Genomic DNA, 18,993 nt, shown 5'->3' with positions numbered 1-18,993 from the left:
TCTCAGACAAACAGGATTATGTTCAAAGTAAAATTGTTTAACGTAAAACAAAATGTATATTTACACAGTTCTATGGAAATATACACAATTCGACAAAAAATGTCGAAAAAAATACTGATATAAAGAATGATATCAGACCTTTATATGTGAGATAGTTTTCATGTATATCTAGTAAAAAAGAATGGTTATAAAGGTAAGTTTTACGATACATACTAACCAATGTAGTGTATCCCTTTGTGAAGGCTTATTTTTGCCTTAAAGTTATGTGGAGATAAAAAGCTAGATAGGGTTGGTTTTGGTCAGAATGAAGACAATACGTACTTTGAAAATAGTCATTTATTTTGTCTAAAGAGAGTTGTGCGATTAGTGGACCGAAGTTGAAAGATGATAGTTTCTTACATTGTTAGAGGAATATAAGGATTACAGAATATTCGACTAACACGTTACTACGGTCATTTTTGAGACTGTTTAAACAATAAGAAAGAAGGTGTTTTTAGTTACAATATCTTTTTAGTAAAGATAAGCTTAAGTAACCTCCGCTAAAGATTATATACTTAAATGATAAAGAGTTCAACAGTAGTTCACATATTTTCCCAAAAATAAAAACGGCTGTTTTATGTGGAATAAATCTACAAAACAGCCGTTTTTGGTATTAGATTTCTGTTAAAATTATTGGTTCGCCGCGCGTTACGACAACCGTATGTTCACATTGTGCAACAAGACTTTTATCGGGTGTAACGAATGTCCAGCCGTCGTCACCACGTTCAATAATATGATCAGCTTTCATAGAGATGAACGGTTCTACAGCGATAACAAGACCGTCTTTTAGAAGCGCATTATCCATTGGATCATAGTAACTTAAAATGTGATTTGGTGCTTCATGTAAGCTAAGACCAATGCCGTGACCAGTTAAGTTTTGAATAACATTGTATCCACTTTTATGTGCGAAGTTTGAAACAGCACGACCAATTTGATTTTGTTTTGAGCCAGCTCTAACCTTTTTCATTGCTGCCCAAAATGCATCAACCGCTGCTTGGCAAAGCTTTTCTTTTGCTTCGTCTTCTCCAAGAACAAATGAGATACCTGTATCTGCATAATAGCCATCAAGTGCAGCAGATACATCGACGTTTACTAAGTCGCCTTCTTTTAATACGCGATCTCCTGGAATACCATGAGCAACTTCCTCATTTACACTAATGCAAGTTACACCTGGGAAATCATATTCTTTTTCAGGTGCAGAAATAGCACCATGCTCATCTAATACTTTTTTACCGATCAAATCAAGCTCTTTCGTTGTCATACCTGGCTTCGCTTGTTTTTTCATTTCTTCACGTGCAAGCGCAACGATGCGGCCGATTTTTCGTAAGCCTTCTAAATCTTGTTCATTACGAATAATCATGAAAACCACTGTCCTTCCTCGAATATATATCTTATCCGATTGTATCATGTTTATTTTCGTCCTGCTACTCGCTTGCGGTATGCGGGTTGATTCCTCTCATAAAGAATACATGACAATTGTCATATCGATGTCATGACGCATCATACTGTTTCCTAAGTTTTCCAAGTAATACAATGTAAATATAAGAAACAGCGGGGGTGGAGAGATGGAAAAGATTATTGAAGTAAATGGTGTTTCTAAAACATTTAAACATAAAAACGCAGTAAATAATGTTTCATTTCATGTAAATAAAGGGGAAATAGTAGCGTTACTTGGTCCGAATGGTGCGGGGAAAACAACGACGATGTCGATGATGCTTGGATTAAAGGACCCGACAGAAGGTAAGGTCTTTATATTTGGAAAGAGTCCAAAGCATAGAGATGTTCGTAATAGCCTCGGTGCGATGCTGCAAGAAGTAAGTGTCATTGATAGTATTACGGTGGAAGAGGCAATCGAGTTATTCCGTAGTTATTATACGAATCCTATAGCGAAAGAAACGTTACTGCAGTTATCAAATTTAGAACCAGAGCGAAAGCAAAGATGTGAGAAGTTATCAGGTGGGCAAAAAAGAAGGTTGAATTTTGCGCTTGCACTTGCGGGAAATCCAGATTTGTTATTTTTAGATGAGCCGACAGTCGGAATGGATATTACGTCTCGAAGAATGTTTTGGGAAACGATTCGAAAGTTAGCAAGTGAAGGGAAAACAATTATTTTAACGACGCATTATTTAGAAGAAGCAGATGCTTTAGCAAATCGTATCTTATTATTTGCGAACGGAAAGATTATCGCAGATGGTACACCAGACGAAATGAAAGCGACGATTTCGCGAAAAACAATCACATTTTACTCGAAGGAAAGCATTCCTACAAAATTACTAAAGGAATTACCAAATGTAACAGAAGTAAAGTCAAGCGAAGGACGCTTCATTTTAACAACGGAGGATACGGATGCAACTTTAAAAGCCATTTATCAAAAGAGTTTACCTGTAACAGATGTTTCAGTTGAACGTGGAAGTCTTGATGAAGCATTCGAACAGTTTGTCGCAAATCAGAAGGAGGAAATCGCATGAGAGCATTATGGATGCAATGCAAAATAGAAATTTTACGTACATTCCGCAATAAATTATTTATCTTTTTCTCATTATTAATGCCTGTTATGTTTTACTACATTTTCACAAATGTTGTTCAAGTACCACAAAACGGAGATGCGTGGAAAGCACATTATTTAATTTCGATGGCAACTTTCAGTATTGTAGGGACTGCACTCTTTAGTTTCGGTGTGAGACTTTCTCAGGAAAGAGGGCAAGGATGGACACATCTTCTAAAAATTACACCGCTTCCAGAGGGAGCATATTTAACAGCAAAAATTATCGCTCAAACAGTAGTAAATGCTTTTTCAATATTAGTTATCTTTATTGCAGGGATACTAATTAATCATGTTGAGTTAACGGTAGGGCAATGGATTGGTGCGGGATTATGGTTATTGTTAGGGGTAACACCATTTTTAGCGTTAGGAACAGTAATAGGTTCCATTAAGAAGGCGGACGCAGCTGCTGGCTTAGCAAATATTTTAAATATGAGTTTAGCTATAGTTGGCGGGTTATGGATGCCGATTGAAGTATTCCCCAAAATATTAAGAACGATTGGTGAATGGACACCGACATACCATTTCGGAAGTGGTGCGTGGGATATTGTAGCTGGAAAATCAATTGGATGGGAAAATATCGCGGTATTAGGAGGTTATTTCCTTATATTTGTTGTAGTATCAATATATATAAGAAAAAGACAGGAAGCGGTATAAATGATAGAGAAGAAGAGGATTGAGATTTTTCCGAAACATATGGGATTCTTCCCGTATATGTGGTTTGTTTATCTATTATTTCCAATTTATCACTTAGCGCAGGCATCAGGATGGAAGCTTGTAATAGGAAGCGGTATGTTGATAATTTTTATCGTCACATACCGTCAGCTTTATTTTGTTCAGAGGACGTTTGTTTTTTGGGCGTGTATTCAAATGGTACTCATCTTTTTATTTGCTTTATTTTATAATCCTTTTATGATATTTTTTGGCTTTTTCACAGCAAGTGCGATGGGATTTGCGCCAAATAAGAAAGTATTTCGAGTGCTGTTATGTTCGTTAGTTATCATGCTTGGAGCATTTTTATTTGTAAATATGAATCAACTAACAACTACAAGTTTAGTAAATATCGTTCCAATGTTTATTTTAATGCTTCTTACGCCATTTGGTATGCGCAATTTTAATCAGAAAAAGATGTTAAGAAATCAATTGGATCAGGCGAACGAGCAAATTAAAGAATTAGTAAAACGTGAAGAACGGCAGCGGATTGCAAGAGATCTTCATGACACATTAGGGCATACGTTATCTCTTATTACTTTGAAAAGCCAGCTTGTAGAGAAGTTAATTGTGAAAAATCCAGAGCGTGCAAGTGCGGAAGCGAAGGAAATTACACAAACGTCTCGTACAGCCTTAAAACAGCTGAGAGAATTAATTTCTGATATGCGTATGATTACGGTAGAAGAAGAGCTAGAGCAAATAAAAGCGATCTTACAAGCAGCTAATATTGAATTAGAAGTGAGGCAAGAAGCAAGATCGAGCTCGTTATCACCAATTGAACAAAATATTGTCGGGATGTGTTTACGTGAGGCCGTTACAAATGTTGTAAAACATAGTAAGGCAACGCGGTGCGCAGTTTCTGTATTAGAATCACAAGGTGAACTGATTTTGAAAGTAGAAGATAACGGAATCGGTTTAACAGATCAAAATCATGATGGAAATGGTATTCGCGGCATGAAAGAACGAATTGCTCTTATTGATGGATTTGTTGAACTAGGTACAATCAATCCAGGGACGTTATTAACGGTAAAAGTTCCAGTTGTTATTAGAACAGGAAAAGATGAGGTGAGGGCATGATTCGAATTATTATTGCAGAAGACCAGCGGATGCTTCGTGGTGCATTAGGGGCCCTGCTTGATCTAGAAGATGATATCGAAGTAATTGGGCAAGCTGCGAACGGGGAAGAGGCGTTAGAATTAATTGAATCGTTAAAGCCAGATGTAAGTATTATGGATATTGAAATGCCGATTCAAAGTGGATTGGATGTCGCTGAGACTTTAAAGAAAGAAAAATCATCATGCAAAGTAATGATTTTAACAACATTTGCACGGCCGGGATATTTTGAAAGAGCAATGAAAGCTGGTGTGCACGGCTATTTATTAAAGGATAGCCCAAGTGAAGATTTAGCGGCAGCAATTCGTAATGTAATGAAGGGGAAACGAGAGGTTTCCCAAGATTTAATGTTTGGCTTATGGCAGGAGCAAAATCCGTTGTCAGATCGCGAAAAGGAAGTACTGTTGCTTGCGAAAGAAGGAAAGACGGCAAACGAAATTGCGAAGGCACTTTATCTTTCGCCGGGTACAGTACGTAATTATATTTCTGAAGTATTAGCGAAGCTTGATGCGAAAAATAGAATTGAGGCAATTACAATTGCGGAAGAAAAGGGTTGGATATAAAAAGAAGGTTACCTATGAGAGGTAACCTTCTTTTTATAATTATTGTACTTCTATTACTTGATTTACTTTTTGTAACGGTTTGTAACCGTGTGCTTCAAATGCCTTTGCAAATTCATTTGATACGGCAGTGCCATATAAATCTTTGGCAGCTTGTACGATATGAGATTGAAGTGATTCAAAGTCTTCAGCGGAAGTTGCATAATTTTGCAATGCACGCATAACAACTTTACTTACTTTTTCATTTCCTTGTTTTTGAACAGCAACACCGTTATATGTTTTACCTTCAGCTAATTGATATAATACGTGACTGATAATACCAGAATTCACGTGTGATTCTTGATTATTACCATCGTTATAGAAATCTTGTAAATTTGTATATAGTTTATGACCGCCGTCACCAATTTTCCTTGGGATATCACGAATTGTTAGGCCACCTAATGTATCGCCCATAATCCAGTTTCCTTTATCTTTCTTTACGTAATATTCGATTTGTGTACCCCAGAAATCCGCTAATCCCTCGTTTAGTGCAGATGTTTCAGCGCTTGGATATCTCACGACTTTATTTTTCGTCGTGCCACTGAATACAGCATGTCCAAATTCATGAGCTGTTACATCAAGAGCGGATGTTAGTTTTCCGTCTAAACCATCACCAAATACCATTTGGTTCCAAGCGGGATGCCAAAATGCATTTACATAGTCTTCTTTTACACCATCACTAACTTCAGTAGAATCAAAACCGTGTACACTAGCAACAACTTTTGAATCTTTATTGTCGTAACTTTTTAGATTATGTTCTTTCTTAAAGTAATCGTAAATATCACTCATGTTCTTCATAGCGCCCGCGGCTTCTTTATCTGCAAAATTAGGAGTACTACTTGAAATTAGTGTCCCTGGATAACCAGCTTGACTATATCCTCCAAGGGAATCGGCGTAGTTTGCATTATAAATATAAATACCATTTCCGCGTGATAAATCCGCTAAATAAAATTTTCCATCAGTTCCTTTGGCAATATTGAAAGAGATGTTTTCTTGAAGTGCATTTTTCCCAGTTCCTTGCTCACTTGCAGGGGATAATCTAGGTGATGTTACTTGATTTATAGTCTTATTCTCTTTGTTTTTAATGAACTTTTCTTGGAAAAGTACTTCTCCAGTTTTTAAATCAACGATAGCATTGCCGTTTATAATTTGTTCATTGTTTTCATAAGTAAATGTAATAACAGTTGCGAATGTATAATAGCCATCTTTTTTCTTATAAACAACGGTTTCGCTAGAGAATTCTGTCTCAACTGCATCGCTTGGAATTTGAACTATATCGCGTAATTTAGATTTTACTTCATTTTTCGACAAAAAATTTGTTATAGTAAGATTAGGTTGTTGATTTAAATTTTGAACAACTTTACCACTAACAGTTGTGATTACTCCATTTTTATCTACTTTTACAATGAGATCTTGGCCATATACTTTATAGTTTTTATATGTTTGTGCAAGGCGAACTTCGGTTTGATTTTCTTTGGTTTCTTTATTTGTAGGTTGGAAATCTACATTTTTTTCAGTAGTGACTTGTTCTTGTTGAGCTTTCGCCCCATTTACCTCACCTTTTAAATACTTTTTAGCAATATTTTCTTTCGTATCATTTTGAGGTTGTGTTAATTTCCCGATTGTTAAACCAGGCTGAGCAATTTCAACCTTGACTGCACTTTTGTCTAATTCTTGAGCATGAATAGCTTCTGTTGATAAAGGGCAAAGAAGACCGAATGTAACGAAAGCACTAGCAAGTTTTCTATAATTCATCTATAACACTCCTAATCTATTATTGTATGTGAGATGAATTGTATGAAAAATTTGCCGAATTTTATATATATTATGCATTATTTCATATCAAAAATTGTCGAATTCACATTATTGTAGTGGTATGACAACTCAAAAAATTAGATTGTTCTAATGGGATGGTGAGTAAGTATGCACGCAGAAAAATTAGGAAGTGAAATTAAGAAAATTAGGGTGATGAGAGGATTAACACAGAAACAGTTATCCGATAATATATGTCATCAATCGGAAGTGAGTAGAATTGAATCGGGTGCGGTATACCCAAGTATGGATATATTGCAAGGTATCGCAGCAAAATTACAAGTTCCTATTATTCATTTTTATGAGGTACTCATTTATTCCGATATTGAAAGAAAAAAACAGTTTAAAGATCAAATCATTATGCTTTGTAAGCAAAAAAGATATAAAGAAATTTATAATAAAGTATGGAATGAGCTGAAAAAGGAAGAATATCATCCTGAATTCCAGCAATTTCTTCAATGGCAATATCATGTAGCAGCTTACATATTAAAGAAAATCGATTACGAATATTGTATTTTAGAATTAAAAAAATTGTTAAATCAACAGTTAGCTGGAATAGACGTATACCAAAATCTTTATATAGAAAATGCGATTGCAAATATTTATGCTGAAAATAGCTATTTTAAGAAGAGTATTGAGTTATTTGAAGATATATTAAAACAATTAGAGGTATTGCATGATAATGAAGAATTTGAAGTGAAGGTAAGATATAATCATGCGAAAGCATTATATTTAGATAATCAATATGAAGAGTCACTTTATCAAGTAAATAAAGCGATTGAAATATCATGCCGAATTAATAGTATGGCATTAATTGGACAGCTATATTATCAAAGAGGTGAATGCCTAGGGAAGTTGGAGTACGATGGGGCAGAGGTTGAAGATGCATATAAAAAGGCAAGCTTCTTTTTTGATATATTAGAAATGCATACATATAAAGAAGCTCTCGTAAATAAAATCAGTAGATAAATATCCTAAAAAATGGGTATGCATAATTGCATATAATAGAGATAAATTTTCATGATATATTAAAATAAAAAATGTGGGTGATGGAATATGAAGAAATTACTTATTGGTAGTTTATTAACGTTAGCGATGGCATGGGGTATTTCATTAGGCGATACGGCATTAGAGAAAAGCCATATAATTTCTCATAACGATCAAGAGGTACAATTAGCTAAAGATTTACCTTTTGAATATTAAAAAACAACCGTCTTACTTAGGCGGTTGTTTTTTTATGGAGTAACATCCAAACGTCTTTACTAGAAACAGGTTTGCTAATAAAGAATCCTTGAATGTGATCACAATTTTGTTTATGTAAAAATTCCCATTCTTCTTCCGTTTCTACACCTTCTGCAATCACTTCTAAATTTAGTTGTTTTGATAGTGTAATAATGGAAGAGACAATTGCTTCTTCTAAAGGGCTAGTTGTAATTCCACAAATAAACTCTCGAGCGATTTTTAATGTGTTGATTGGATATTTTGTTAAATAAGCTAAAGAACTATAACCAGTTCCAAAGTCGTCGATTGAAATTTGAATACCGAGATTTTGAAGTTGTTCTAGTTTTGCAACTACAGATTGATTTTGATTAATTGCGATGCTTTCCGTAATTTCAATATCTAGTGCTTCTGGTTTCAGTTCTGTTTCTTCCAATACCTTTGAAATAGTTGGGATTAAATCTGCATGGTTAAATTGAACAACAGATAAATTTACACCAACTTTTAAGTGAGAGAAACCTTGATTATGCCATCTTTTTGCCTCTAAACAAGCAGTACGTAAAATCCAATTGCCAAGTTCAATAATAAAACCAGTTTCCTCTGCTAGAGGGATAAATTGGGCAGGAGATACGATACCGAGTTTTGGATGCTTCCAACGTATTAATGCTTCAAAACCGATAATTTGTTTTGTTTTTGTGCTTACTTGTGGCTGGTATTCAAGGAAAAATTCATTTTGTTGTAATGCTTTTGAAAGCTCACCTTCTAAGAATTGAATTTCATTTTGAGCGATACTCATTTCTTTTGAGAAGAAAACAAATCTGTTTTTTCCATTTGCTTTCGCACGATACATAGCCATATCAGCATTTTTCATTAACTCATTTACATCAGTTCCATAATCAGGGTACATCGCAATTCCGATACTTGGTGTAATAGAGAGTTCTTCGCCTTGAATGAAGAATGGTTTGTTTAAAATAGTTAAAATCTGTTCAGCTATAAAAATTGCACTTTTTTCTGAGTACATTTCTGGTAATAGAATTGTAAACTCATCTCCACCTTGGCGAGCGACGATATCTTTTGAACGCAAGCAACCGCGTAATCTTTTTGCTACTTCAATTAATAATAAATCTCCAACGTCATGGCCAAGTCTATCGTTAATTTTTTTAAATCGATCTAAATCAAGGAATATGACGGCGACATCATTTGCGTTAGTTTGGGCTGTATTTAAAATGGCTTTTAAATCTTTTTCGAACTTTCGACGATTTGGTAATCCAGTAAGTGCATCGTGAAAGGCTAAATGTTCTACTTGTTTTTGTTTTTCATATAAGGTGGTAATATCACGTGCTATCCCAAACATTCCGACCACTTCTTTGTTTATAAAAGTAGGGATAAGTGTAATATGGAGATAATAATAATAGCCTTCTTGTTCTTTTGTACGAACTTCTAACGTTTGTGGCCTACCTTCCTTTGTAATTTGTAAAGCCTTCTTTAGTAGTTCGTGGTCTTTTGAATCAATGAAGTGTACCAGAGAATAGCTTGCCACTTCGCAATAATAGGCAGTAAATAAGCTTTCGCACGCCTTATTAGATTGTTGAAAAATGCCATTCATATTTAAAGAGAAAACGGCATCGGGATGGTCCTCGAATAAAGATTTATAACGTTGTTCACTTTTTGATAATGCAAATGCACCTTCTTCAACTTCGTCCTCTAGTTGTGTAGTCAACTGTTCATATGTATGAATTAGTGCTTGATTATCTTTCCACATGTAAAGTTGCCGCAAGAATAACAAAATAAGTGATAATACGAGACCGATTAACATGAATTTATCATCCCAAGGTTGAATGATAATAAAAGAAAAAGTAATAATTATACTAAAATAAGGTAGTATAAAACGTACATAATCGAATCGATAATATTTTGTTTTCGTTTCATGCTGCATTGGTTTATCTAAAATATATAGTATGGAAGAAAGTCCAATTAATAAAATAGAAGCAGTGTGTATTAAATAATTAATTTCAGCAGAAGTTTTCATCCCAAAATTCAATTGAAACAGATGAATATAACCGTATACGAGTATAATAGTGAAACCGATAATTAATGCAATTCTACTAGAAGAATATTGTTCTCTTCTATATAGGCTAATAACGGCGTAAATTACTAATGATTGTGCAATGAAATACCCAATTAAAATCCAAGTATCCTTTGTTAACATGCGGAAGCTTGAAAGGTCTAAGATAAAAGTTAAGGTGAAATAAATGTTCATAATAATAATAAAGATGCTATCGAATGAAAATTGAGAAAGCCCCTTAATAGAATAATTTTTTATAAACTTTATAGCAAATCCAACAAAGAGCAAAATATATTGTATGATAAAAAAAGGTAATGCTTTATATGAAAATATAGATTGATCATGTATAGAAAGTGAACTAAGAAATAGGGTTATCTCCATAACTAACCCACATAGGCAAGTACATAGTAATAAAATCCAAAATAGTTTATCGCTGCGTTTCATTCTCTTAATAGCTTTATATAAACAGTGACAAGAAAAAAGTGCAGCGAAACAGAATAAGAAAAGAATTCCAATCTCCTTTATATGCGATTCATTTGGAATAAAGAGTATCCAAAGAGCAAATATAGATATGTATATTATGACAAATTGTACATATTTTTTTTGATTAATCATATTATGACTCCGTTTCAATAAAGTTGAATCTCGAGGGAATGCTAATTTAAATAATAGCATATAAAATAGGATGTTTTTTACTATAAAAATTACTTTTTTGAAAAAATGGTGCAAAGTTACAATTTACCACTGTAACATTGCACCACCTATTCTTTTAATTCCTCTTATAGCAGAAAGTTCATCTATTAATTGGAATAGTGCTAAGTCTTTTTGTTTACTTTCAATCATAATATCGAAATTATGATTGTGTTTTTTTGCAATGTGTAAGAAAGGCTTAATAAACTCTAAATCGATATATTCAGCATGAGCCCTAAATTCTTTTTCCGATCTCGGGGAGGAAATGTGAACTTTAGGAGAGATATTTGTATGTGACCAAGTTTCAAAAATTGCAGGAAGCAACTCTTCTAGTGGTTCCTCGCAAAGATTGGCCATATGATGATGATAATCAAATACAAATGGAATATTTTCTTTTTGGCAAATTGATAAAGTTTCAGCGGTTGTATAGGTTTTATCATCATTTTCAAGAGTCATTTGTTTTTTTATATGTGTAGGAAGTTTTTTTATGTTTTCATGGAAGCGCTCAATTGCCTTTTCTTTATTTCCATAGGCTCCACCTACATGAATATTAATGTAAGAAGAATCTGCAATGCCTATAGCATCCAATATTTTATAATGATAAGTCATATCCGTAATAGCGTTAGTAGTAATATGTGGCTTGTCGCTTGTAAATAGCGTAAATTGATTTGGATGAAAACTTATTCGTAAATTGTGTTCTTTAATTAAAGCCCCTATTTTACGCCAAAGTGGTGTGAATACCCCAATATAGTCAAACTCGACTTCGGGATGTGTTGCAAGTGGGACGATGGAAGACGATAGGCGATATAGTGGGATTTCATGCGCTATATTGTAATGAAGGATACGTATTGTGTGCTCTAAATTTTGCCTTATAACATGGTACAGTTTGTCTTCTCGCTCTTGCTTGCTGAGTTTCTTAAAGCTTGTAAACGTCATTGTTTTGGCAGGAGAACAGTCCCAGAGTGCCATTGCATGTGAGACATATCCAAACCGTATAAGCATATGAGATACACCTCTTTTATTCATTGTCTTTCCTATAAAAAGAAAGCAAACATTGTTCCAATCCATTCCTTTCCTCTATCGATAAGAGAAGGCGGGTTTACATCGCTATAGGAAAGTACAGATGCATTCTCTAGATCTTCATGGAATTTCTTTTTTACTGTTTGAATGAAATGTTTATTATATAACAGGCAGTTTATTTCATGGTTAATATATAAACTTCTCATATCAAAGTTTGCTGTTCCGATATCGCAAATATCATCGTCTACTATAATAATTTTGGCGTGAAAAAAACCTTGTTGAAATGCATAAATATTGCAACCAGCCTGTATTAATTTTCGGCAGTACGGAAATTTGGCTTCTCGAACAAGAGGGTGATCAGCTTTTTCTGGAACAAGAATTGTGATTTGAACCCCTCTTTCTCTTGCTTTTAATAAGGCATTCATAATTTTTTTTCCAGGAATGAAATATGGTGTACCGATACAGATTTCTTTTTTTGCCGCGTTAATTAAATGTAAAAAAGTATGCTGTAAATAAGCCCCATCAGTCGGAATAAATTGATGCAGGATGGTACCTGGGTTTTGTTTTGGAAAATAAAGAGAAGCATCTAATAAATTTTGTTTCGTATCATCAAACCAGTCATGCAAAAATTGCTTTTGTAAATCTTGAACCCCTTCTCCTGTAAGACGTAAATGGTAGTCTCGCCATAATCCTAAATATTCATTATGCCCTAGATACTCTTCACCGATATTAAATCCCCCGATATAGCCGGTTTTCCCATCAATCACTGTAATTTTCCTATGATTTCGTTGATTGGCAGAAAAGAAAGGCAGAGGAAATTTTACCTTATGACAAAATGAAAAAGATACACCATGTTTTTGCAGGGAGCGAATAGCTTCGTTTGATAAAGAATGGCTGCCAAATCGATCAAGTAAAAGTCGTACTTCAATTCCTTCCTGAGCCTTATCAATCAGCAATTTTAAAAATTCACGACTGATTTTATCGTTTTTTACAATGAAGAATAAAATATGAATGTGATGCTGTGCTTGTTTTATATCAGTAAATAAAGCGTCATACAAATCTTTCCCGTATGTATAAAGGTGAAAATCACTTTGACGTAAAGGGAAAGTGCGAGAGCTTACTCGTTTTAAATGAAGAAGTCTCCCGTATGAAAGGTCAATTGTAATCCAAAGAGCAACGGATATTAACAAAAGAGATAAGTAGAGCATTAGTGAATTCCCTCCTTCGCATTCTTTTCACCTTCAGTGTGTTACAAATGATACGGGTAGCACGGCTGTTATTATAAATTTCTTTAGAGGATAGATCTTGTACTGGTTAAAGTTTCACTTTATCCCGTTTTAACGGGCAGTAAGCTTCCTATTTCAAAAATTGATGAATAAGCAGAAGCTAGTTTGGAAATCAACTGCCCGTAAAAGCCCGATTGGTTCAACTAATAATCAGCGGGGGATGAACCACCCCTGCTGATTAAAGTTTCACTTTATAGTTTCACCGAAATAAACAGCTTTATGAAAAAATGTGTTGTTCTATAACAAAAAACTGTTGACTGAATGCTCACTCATTATATAATGGGGATAGGGGATATAATTCAGAAAATTATATATTTTTGAAGATTCAAAAAAGAAAGAGGGCTTACAAAGAGAGGGGTAGCATAAAAATGAATAGCTTACTGATCATTAATTGGCTGGCTGCCATTGCTGTTATTGCTTATGCAGGATATTTGTTTGTATATCTTATACGGACGAGAATGGCCTACATACAATTAGGAAAAAAAATTGAATTTGACCGTCGTTTTAAAGAGCGTTGGGATCTCCTTAAGGTCAATGTTTTCGGTCAAAAAAAGCTGCTGAAAGATAAGAAAAGCGGCATCATTCACGTTATGTTCTTTTACGGATTTATTCTTGTCCAATTTGGAGCAATTGACTTCGTTTGGAAAGGACTCGCACCAGGATCACATCTTCCACTTGGACCACTATACCCTGCATTTACATTCTTCCAGGAAATTGTCACACTTGTTATTTTAATTGCAGTATTTTGGGCTTTTCATAGACGTTATGTAGAAAAGCTTGTTCGTTTAAAACGTAACTTCAAATCAGGTCTTGTTCTTATCTTTATCGGTGGCTTAATGATTTCTGTGCTACTTGGTAACGGTATGGGACTTATCTGGCATGGCGAGGAGCTTTCATGGAGTGAACCAATTGCTTCTGCAATCGCTTACGTTTTTAGCGGGATAAATGAAACCGTAGCCATTTCAGTGTTCTATTTTTCTTGGTGGGTGCATTTACTAATTTTGTTAACGTTTTTAGTGTATGTTCCACAATCAAAACATGCGCATTTAATTGCAGGACCAGCTAATGTATTCTTCGGTCGTCTTTCAAACCCAGGGAAGCTTGAAAAGATTGATTTTGAAGATGAAACGCAAGAAACATTTGGTGTTGGTAAAATTGAAGACTTTAGACAAAATCAACTTATTGACTTATACGCTTGTGTAGAGTGTGGCCGTTGTACAAATATGTGTCCGGCAACAGGAACAGGAAAAATGTTATCGCCGATGGACTTAATTTTAAAACTTCGCGATCATTTAACTGATAAAGGAGCTGCGGTAACATCAAAAGCACCGTGGGTTCCAGTAGTTGCCTTCAATAATACACAAGGAAATCAGTTAGCGATGATGGCAGCTGGAAAAGGACAACAAGAATCAGCGTCTACAACGCTCGCTTACGATCCGAGTTTAATCGGAGATGTTATTACAGAAGAAGAGATTTGGGCATGTACAACGTGTCGTAACTGTGAAGATCAATGCCCAGTTATGAATGAGCATGTTGACAAAATTATTGATTTACGTCGATATCTCGTTTTAACAGAAGGAAAAATGGACGCGGAAGCACAACGCGCGATGACAAATATCGAGCGTCAAGGGAATCCGTGGGGTCTGAACCGTAAAGAGCGTGAAACATGGCGCCAAGGTGATGACGAAGTAACAGTTCCAACTGTAAAAGAAAAATCAAAAGCTGGGGAGGAATTCGAGTATTTATTCTGGGTTGGTTCAATGGGATCATACGACAATCGTAGTCAGAAGATTGCGATATCGTTTGCGAAGTTAATGAACGAAGCAGGTATTTCATTCGCAATTCTCGGTAATAAAGAAAAGAATTCTGGAGATACACCACGCCGCCTCGGAAATGAATTTGTATTCCAAGAGATGGCGACAAAGAATATCGAAGAATTTGAAAAGGCAGGAGTGAAGAAAATCGTTACGATTGATCCTCATGCTTATAACACATTTAAAAATGAGTATCCGGACTTTGGCTTGCAAGCAGAAGTCTATCATCATACAGAATTGTTAGCTCAGTGGGTGAAAGAAGGGCGCTTAAAGCCTGTTCACGCTATTGAAGAAACAGTTACGTACCATGATTCCTGTTATTTAGGAAGATACAACGAAGTGTACGAAGCGCCACGTGACATTTTGAAAGCGATTCCTGGAGTGAATCTTGTAGAAATGGCACGTAACCGTGAAACTGGAATGTGCTGTGGCGCAGGTGGTGGCTTAATGTGGATGGAAGAAACAACAGGTTCTCGTATTAACGTTGCTCGTACAGAACAAGCATTAGCTGTACAGCCATCCATTATCGGTACAGGTTGTCCATATTGCTTAACGATGATCAGTGATGGAACGAAAGCGAAAGAGGTAGAAGAGAAAGTTCAAACTCTTGATGTGACAGAGATTTTAGAACGATCTGTTATCGGACAGAAAAAAGAAGCAATGTAGTTTGTAAGAATGTATACAACTTTAGAAGGAGGTGCAATGATTGCACCTCTTCTCAACGTAGGGATACCGAGCGAGCGCTCAGTGTTAAAAAATGAAATGGGGGAAAGAAACATGAGTAAAACAGTTATTTTAAGTGCTGCAAGAACACCAGTTGGAAAATTTGGAGGATCTTTAAAGGATGTAAAAGCGACGGAACTTGGAGGAATTGCAATTAAAGCAGCACTTGAAAGAGCAAATGTTGCGGCTAGTGATGTTGAAGAAGTTATATTTGGAACGGTTATTCAAGGTGGGCAGGGACAAATTCCATCGCGCCAAGCTGCGAGGGCTGCTGGAATCCCTTGGGAAGTGCAGACGGAAACAGTGAATAAAGTTTGTGCATCAGGGCTTCGTGCGGTTACGTTAGCGGATCAGATTATTCGTACTGGCGATCAATCACTGATTGTAGCTGGCGGTATGGAGTCGATGAGTAACAGTCCTTACATTTTACGTGGAGCAAGATGGGGATACAGAATGGGCAACAACGAAGTTATTGATTTAAACGTAGCTGACGGTTTAACATGCGCATTTTCAGGTACACACATGGGCGTTTATGGCGGAGAAGTTGCAAAGGAAGATGGAATTTCTCGTGAAGCGCAAGATGAATGGGCATATCGTAGCCATCAGCGTGCGGTTTCAGCGCATAAAGAAGGGCGTTTTGAAGAGGAAATCGTGCCAGTAACGATTCCGCAAAGAAAAGGCGATCCTATTGTCGTTGCAAAGGATGAGGCGCCACGTGAAGATACAACGATTGAAAAGTTAGCAAAGTTAAAACCTGTATTTGATAAGACAGCGACGGTGACAGCTGGTAATGCGCCGGGACTAAACGATGGTGGTGCAGCACTTGTATTAATGAGCGAAGACAGAGCGAAGCAAGAAGGAAGAAAGCCATTAGCGACAATTTTGGCGCATACAGCAATTGCAGTGGAATCTAAAGATTTCCCAAGAACTCCAGGTTATGCAATTAACGCATTGCTTGAAAAAACAGGAAAGACAATTGAAGACATTGATTTATTCGAGATTAATGAAGCCTTTGCAGCGGTAGCAATTGCAAGTACAGAAATCGCAGGAATTGATCCGGAAAAATTGAATGTAAATGGCGGCGCGGTAGCGATGGGACATCCAATTGGAGCAAGCGGAGCGCGCATTATCGTTACACTAATCCATGCACTTAAGCAGCGCGGCGGCGGAATTGGAATTGCTTCGATTTGTAGCGGTGGCGGTCAAGGGGACGCAGTGATGATTGAAGTTCACTAATTAAAGTTCGAGGGTATAAAATTTATTAACAATTAAGGGGGAAGAAAAAATGGGTGTACAAAACATTGTTGTAATTGGTGCAGGGCAAATGGGATCAGGAATTGCACAAGTATGTGCAATGGCAGGATATGACGTGAAGGTACAAGATTTAAAGCAAGAGCAATTAGATAGAGGATTGGCTATCATTACGAAAAACTTAGCACGGCAAGTAGAAAAAGGACGTATGAAGGAAGAAGAGAAGGAAGCCACATTAAATCGTCTTACAGTAACGCTTGATTTAGATTGTGTGAAAGAAGCGGATCTTATTATTGAAGCAGCTGTTGAGAAAATGGATATTAAAAAGAAAATCTTTGCGAATCTAGATGAAATTGCTCCAGAACACGCAATTTTAGCAACGAATACGTCATCTCTGCCAATTACAGAAATTGCAGCGGTAACGAAGCGTCCGGAAAAAGTAATCGGTATGCACTTTATGAATCCAGTTCCAGTTATGAAGCTTGTTGAGATTATTCGTGGTTTGGCTACCGATGATGCGGTATATGAAGCAATTGAAGATATTACGAAAAAAATTGGGAAAGTACCAGTTGAAGTGAATGATTTCCCAGGTTTTGTATCAAATCGTATTTTGCTACCGATGATTAACGAAGCAATTTATACGTTATATGAAGGTGTAGCGACGAAAGAAGCAATTGATGAAGTCATGAAGCTTGGTATGAACCATCCGATGGGGCCTTTGACACTCGCCGATTTTATCGGTTTAGATACGTGTTTATACATTATGGAAGTGTTGCATGAAGGATTAGGAGATAGTAAATATCGCCCATGTCCGTTATTACGTAAGTATGTGAATGCAGGATGGTTAGGGCGTAAAACAGGTCGTGGATTCTACGTTTACGAATAAATGCCCCCTTTGTTACAACATAGTGGTCTTACCAAATTATTTAAAGGATATATAGCAAATGGAGGCGGAATATATGAACTTTCGTTTTAATGAAGAGCAGCAAATGATGAGGAAAATGGTTCGGGATTTTGCACAGAAGGAAATAGCTCCCTTTGTTCCTAGTATGGAACAAGGGGTGTTCCCGAAAGAGATTTTGCAAAAGATGGGTGAGCTTGGATTAATGGGTATTCCAGCGCCTGCAAAATACGGTGGGGCAGAAATGGACTTTATATCTTACATTCTAGCAATTGAGGAAATCTCAAAGGTAAGTGCAACAGTTGGTGTAATTTTAGCTGTACATACGTCAGTTGGAATGAATCCGATTTTATATTTCGGAACAGAAGAACAGAAGAAAAAATATGTTTCTAAACTTGCAACTGGGGAATATTTAGGTGCATTTGCTTTAACAGAGCCAAATGCAGGATCAGATGCAGGGAGTTTGAAATCAAGAGCTGTGAAAAAAGGTGATCATTATATTATTAATGGATCGAAAGTGTTTATTACAAATGGTGGTGAAGCAAGTACATACATTGTATTCGCTTCTACAAATCCAGAGGCAGGAAAAAGTGGTATTTCTGCATTTATAGTAGAGAAAGATACACCTGGTTTAATCATTGGAAAAGATGAACATAAGATGGGACTTCTCGGTTCTCGTACAGTACAACTTACTTTTGAAGATATGAAAGTGCCAGCTGAGAATTTACTTGGGGAAGAAGGACAAGGATTTAAGGTGGCAATGGCGAATTTAGATGTTGGGCGAATTGGAATCGGTGCGCAGGCGTTAGGAATTGCTGAAGCGGCGCTTGGCTGTGCAATTGATTATGCAAAAGAAAGAGAGCAATTCGGGAAGCCAATTGCGGCGCAGCAAGGGATTGGCTTCAAGCTTGCAGATATGGCAACAAGTGTCGAAGCAGCAAGGTTACTCGTATATAGAGCGGCATCTCTTAGGGCACAGGGATTACCATGCGGTAAAGAAGCATCTATTGCGAAATTATTTGCTTCTAAGACAGCGGTTGAAGTCGCGATTGAGGCGGTGCAAGTGTTCGGTGGTTACGGTTATACGAAAGACTATCCAGTAGAACGATTTTTCCGTGATGCGAAAATCACGCAAATATATGAAGGAACAAGTGAAATACAGAAACTTGTTATTAGCCGTGCTTTATAAAAGGGCGAGGGGGAGACGGA

The 18,993-nt window shown here is 36.3% G+C and carries 15 protein-coding genes; 10 read left to right on the top strand and 5 right to left on the bottom strand.

Annotated elements, in window-relative coordinates; translation table 11 throughout:
• Positions 1-652: 652 nt before the first annotated feature.
• Positions 653-1,447: a type I methionyl aminopeptidase gene (gene map / locus ACUL40_RS19010; protein WP_003313889.1), complete on the bottom strand. Its 795-nt coding sequence runs from the start codon at positions 1,445-1,447 to the stop codon at positions 653-655.
• A gap of 157 nt (positions 1,448-1,604) precedes the next feature.
• On the opposite strand from map, the gene ACUL40_RS19005 reads away from it, so the two are divergent.
• The 4 genes from ACUL40_RS19005 to ACUL40_RS18990 are packed head-to-tail and all read left to right on the top strand — an operon-like array spanning position 1,605 to position 4,968.
• Positions 1,605-2,507 (top strand): ABC transporter ATP-binding protein, encoded by a 903-nt coding sequence (locus ACUL40_RS19005; protein ID WP_050229091.1) that lies wholly within the window; start codon positions 1,605-1,607, stop codon positions 2,505-2,507.
• Positions 2,504-3,238 (top strand): ABC transporter permease, encoded by a 735-nt coding sequence (locus ACUL40_RS19000; RefSeq protein ID WP_001202431.1) that lies wholly within the window; start codon positions 2,504-2,506, stop codon positions 3,236-3,238. The genes ACUL40_RS19005 and ACUL40_RS19000 overlap by 4 nt, the downstream gene beginning before the upstream one ends.
• Complete coding sequence (locus tag ACUL40_RS18995) at positions 3,239-4,369, top strand: sensor histidine kinase (protein ID WP_445422774.1); 1,131 nt, start codon at positions 3,239-3,241, stop codon at positions 4,367-4,369.
• The gene (locus ACUL40_RS18990; RefSeq protein WP_000619237.1) at positions 4,366-4,968 is read left to right on the top strand and encodes a response regulator transcription factor; all 603 of its coding nucleotides are present in this window, start codon (positions 4,366-4,368) and stop codon (positions 4,966-4,968) included. Before ACUL40_RS18995 ends, ACUL40_RS18990 begins: the two co-directional genes overlap by 4 nt.
• A 39-nt stretch (positions 4,969-5,007) precedes the next feature.
• On the opposite strand, the gene ACUL40_RS18985 is transcribed toward ACUL40_RS18990, so the two are convergent.
• Positions 5,008-6,759: a M4 family metallopeptidase gene (locus ACUL40_RS18985; protein ID WP_445422775.1), complete on the bottom strand. Its 1,752-nt coding sequence runs from the start codon at positions 6,757-6,759 to the stop codon at positions 5,008-5,010.
• Positions 6,760-6,927: 168 nt separating this feature from the next.
• Between ACUL40_RS18985 and plcR the strand changes: the two genes are divergently transcribed.
• Positions 6,928-7,785, top strand: coding sequence for a transcriptional regulator PlcR (gene plcR / locus ACUL40_RS18980; RefSeq protein WP_000542912.1), 858 nt, complete (start codon positions 6,928-6,930; stop codon positions 7,783-7,785).
• Positions 7,786-7,872: 87 nt separating this feature from the next.
• The gene (locus tag ACUL40_RS18975) at positions 7,873-8,019 is read left to right on the top strand and encodes a quorum-sensing peptide PapR (RefSeq protein WP_000734730.1); all 147 of its coding nucleotides are present in this window, start codon (positions 7,873-7,875) and stop codon (positions 8,017-8,019) included.
• 16 nt (positions 8,020-8,035) lie between these two features.
• Here the strand turns inward: ACUL40_RS18975 and ACUL40_RS18970 are convergent, their stop codons facing one another.
• From ACUL40_RS18970 to cls, 3 genes are all read right to left on the bottom strand, one after another.
• Complete coding sequence (locus ACUL40_RS18970; RefSeq protein ID WP_002184091.1) at positions 8,036-10,714, bottom strand: DUF4084 domain-containing protein; 2,679 nt, start codon at positions 10,712-10,714, stop codon at positions 8,036-8,038.
• A 123-nt stretch (positions 10,715-10,837) separates the two neighbouring features.
• Entirely contained in the window at positions 10,838-11,791 is a 954-nt protein-coding gene (gene uvsE / locus ACUL40_RS18965; RefSeq protein ID WP_002184090.1) for a UV DNA damage repair endonuclease UvsE, read from the bottom strand.
• Positions 11,792-11,823: 32 nt separating this feature from the next.
• The gene (gene cls / locus ACUL40_RS18960) at positions 11,824-13,017 is read right to left on the bottom strand and encodes a cardiolipin synthase (protein ID WP_000966423.1); all 1,194 of its coding nucleotides are present in this window, start codon (positions 13,015-13,017) and stop codon (positions 11,824-11,826) included.
• A gap of 446 nt (positions 13,018-13,463) precedes the next feature.
• Between cls and ACUL40_RS18955 the strand changes: the two genes are divergently transcribed.
• The 4 genes from ACUL40_RS18955 (at position 13,464) to ACUL40_RS18940 (ending at position 18,973) form a co-directional block, all read left to right on the top strand.
• The gene (locus ACUL40_RS18955) at positions 13,464-15,575 is read left to right on the top strand and encodes a heterodisulfide reductase-related iron-sulfur binding cluster (RefSeq protein WP_001086776.1); all 2,112 of its coding nucleotides are present in this window, start codon (positions 13,464-13,466) and stop codon (positions 15,573-15,575) included.
• Positions 15,576-15,584: 9 nt separating this feature from the next.
• Entirely contained in the window at positions 15,585-16,868 is a 1,284-nt protein-coding gene (locus tag ACUL40_RS18950; RefSeq protein ID WP_002195957.1) for an acetyl-CoA C-acetyltransferase, read from the top strand.
• A 49-nt stretch (positions 16,869-16,917) separates the two neighbouring features.
• Positions 16,918-17,769 (top strand): 3-hydroxybutyryl-CoA dehydrogenase, encoded by an 852-nt coding sequence (locus ACUL40_RS18945; protein WP_000538874.1) that lies wholly within the window; start codon positions 16,918-16,920, stop codon positions 17,767-17,769.
• Between the two features lie 73 nt (positions 17,770-17,842).
• The gene (locus tag ACUL40_RS18940; protein ID WP_001011179.1) at positions 17,843-18,973 is read left to right on the top strand and encodes an acyl-CoA dehydrogenase; all 1,131 of its coding nucleotides are present in this window, start codon (positions 17,843-17,845) and stop codon (positions 18,971-18,973) included.
• Positions 18,974-18,993 lie beyond the last annotated feature (20 nt).

Source organism: Bacillus sp. KNSH39 (assembly GCF_052656585.1).
Note: the sequence above shows the minus strand (reverse complement) of the source record. Positions and strands in the feature narration are given on the sequence as shown.

What these genes read in the sequence shown, in the direction of transcription:
- ACUL40_RS19000 (WP_001202431.1), top strand. Translation starts at nt 2,504, where the DNA reads ATGAGAGCATTATGGATGCAATGCAAAATAGAAATTTTACGTACATTC.
- ACUL40_RS18945 (WP_000538874.1), top strand. Translation starts at nt 16,918, where the DNA reads ATGGGTGTACAAAACATTGTTGTAATTGGTGCAGGGCAAATGGGATCA.
- map (WP_003313889.1), bottom strand. Translation starts at nt 1,447, where the DNA reads ATGATACAATCGGATAAGATATATATTCGAGGAAGGACAGTGGTTTTC.
- uvsE (WP_002184090.1), bottom strand. Translation starts at nt 11,791, where the DNA reads ATGCTTATACGGTTTGGATATGTCTCACATGCAATGGCACTCTGGGAC.
- ACUL40_RS18975 (WP_000734730.1), top strand. Translation starts at nt 7,873, where the DNA reads ATGAAGAAATTACTTATTGGTAGTTTATTAACGTTAGCGATGGCATGG.
- ACUL40_RS18990 (WP_000619237.1), top strand. Translation starts at nt 4,366, where the DNA reads ATGATTCGAATTATTATTGCAGAAGACCAGCGGATGCTTCGTGGTGCA.
- ACUL40_RS18955 (WP_001086776.1), top strand. Translation starts at nt 13,464, where the DNA reads ATGAATAGCTTACTGATCATTAATTGGCTGGCTGCCATTGCTGTTATT.
- ACUL40_RS18940 (WP_001011179.1), top strand. Translation starts at nt 17,843, where the DNA reads ATGAACTTTCGTTTTAATGAAGAGCAGCAAATGATGAGGAAAATGGTT.
- ACUL40_RS18970 (WP_002184091.1), bottom strand. Translation starts at nt 10,714, where the DNA reads ATGATTAATCAAAAAAAATATGTACAATTTGTCATAATATACATATCT.
- cls (WP_000966423.1), bottom strand. Translation starts at nt 13,017, where the DNA reads ATGCTCTACTTATCTCTTTTGTTAATATCCGTTGCTCTTTGGATTACA.
- ACUL40_RS19005 (WP_050229091.1), top strand. Translation starts at nt 1,605, where the DNA reads ATGGAAAAGATTATTGAAGTAAATGGTGTTTCTAAAACATTTAAACAT.
- ACUL40_RS18985 (WP_445422775.1), bottom strand. Translation starts at nt 6,759, where the DNA reads ATGAATTATAGAAAACTTGCTAGTGCTTTCGTTACATTCGGTCTTCTT.
- plcR (WP_000542912.1), top strand. Translation starts at nt 6,928, where the DNA reads ATGCACGCAGAAAAATTAGGAAGTGAAATTAAGAAAATTAGGGTGATG.
- ACUL40_RS18950 (WP_002195957.1), top strand. Translation starts at nt 15,585, where the DNA reads ATGTATACAACTTTAGAAGGAGGTGCAATGATTGCACCTCTTCTCAAC.
- ACUL40_RS18995 (WP_445422774.1), top strand. Translation starts at nt 3,239, where the DNA reads ATGATAGAGAAGAAGAGGATTGAGATTTTTCCGAAACATATGGGATTC.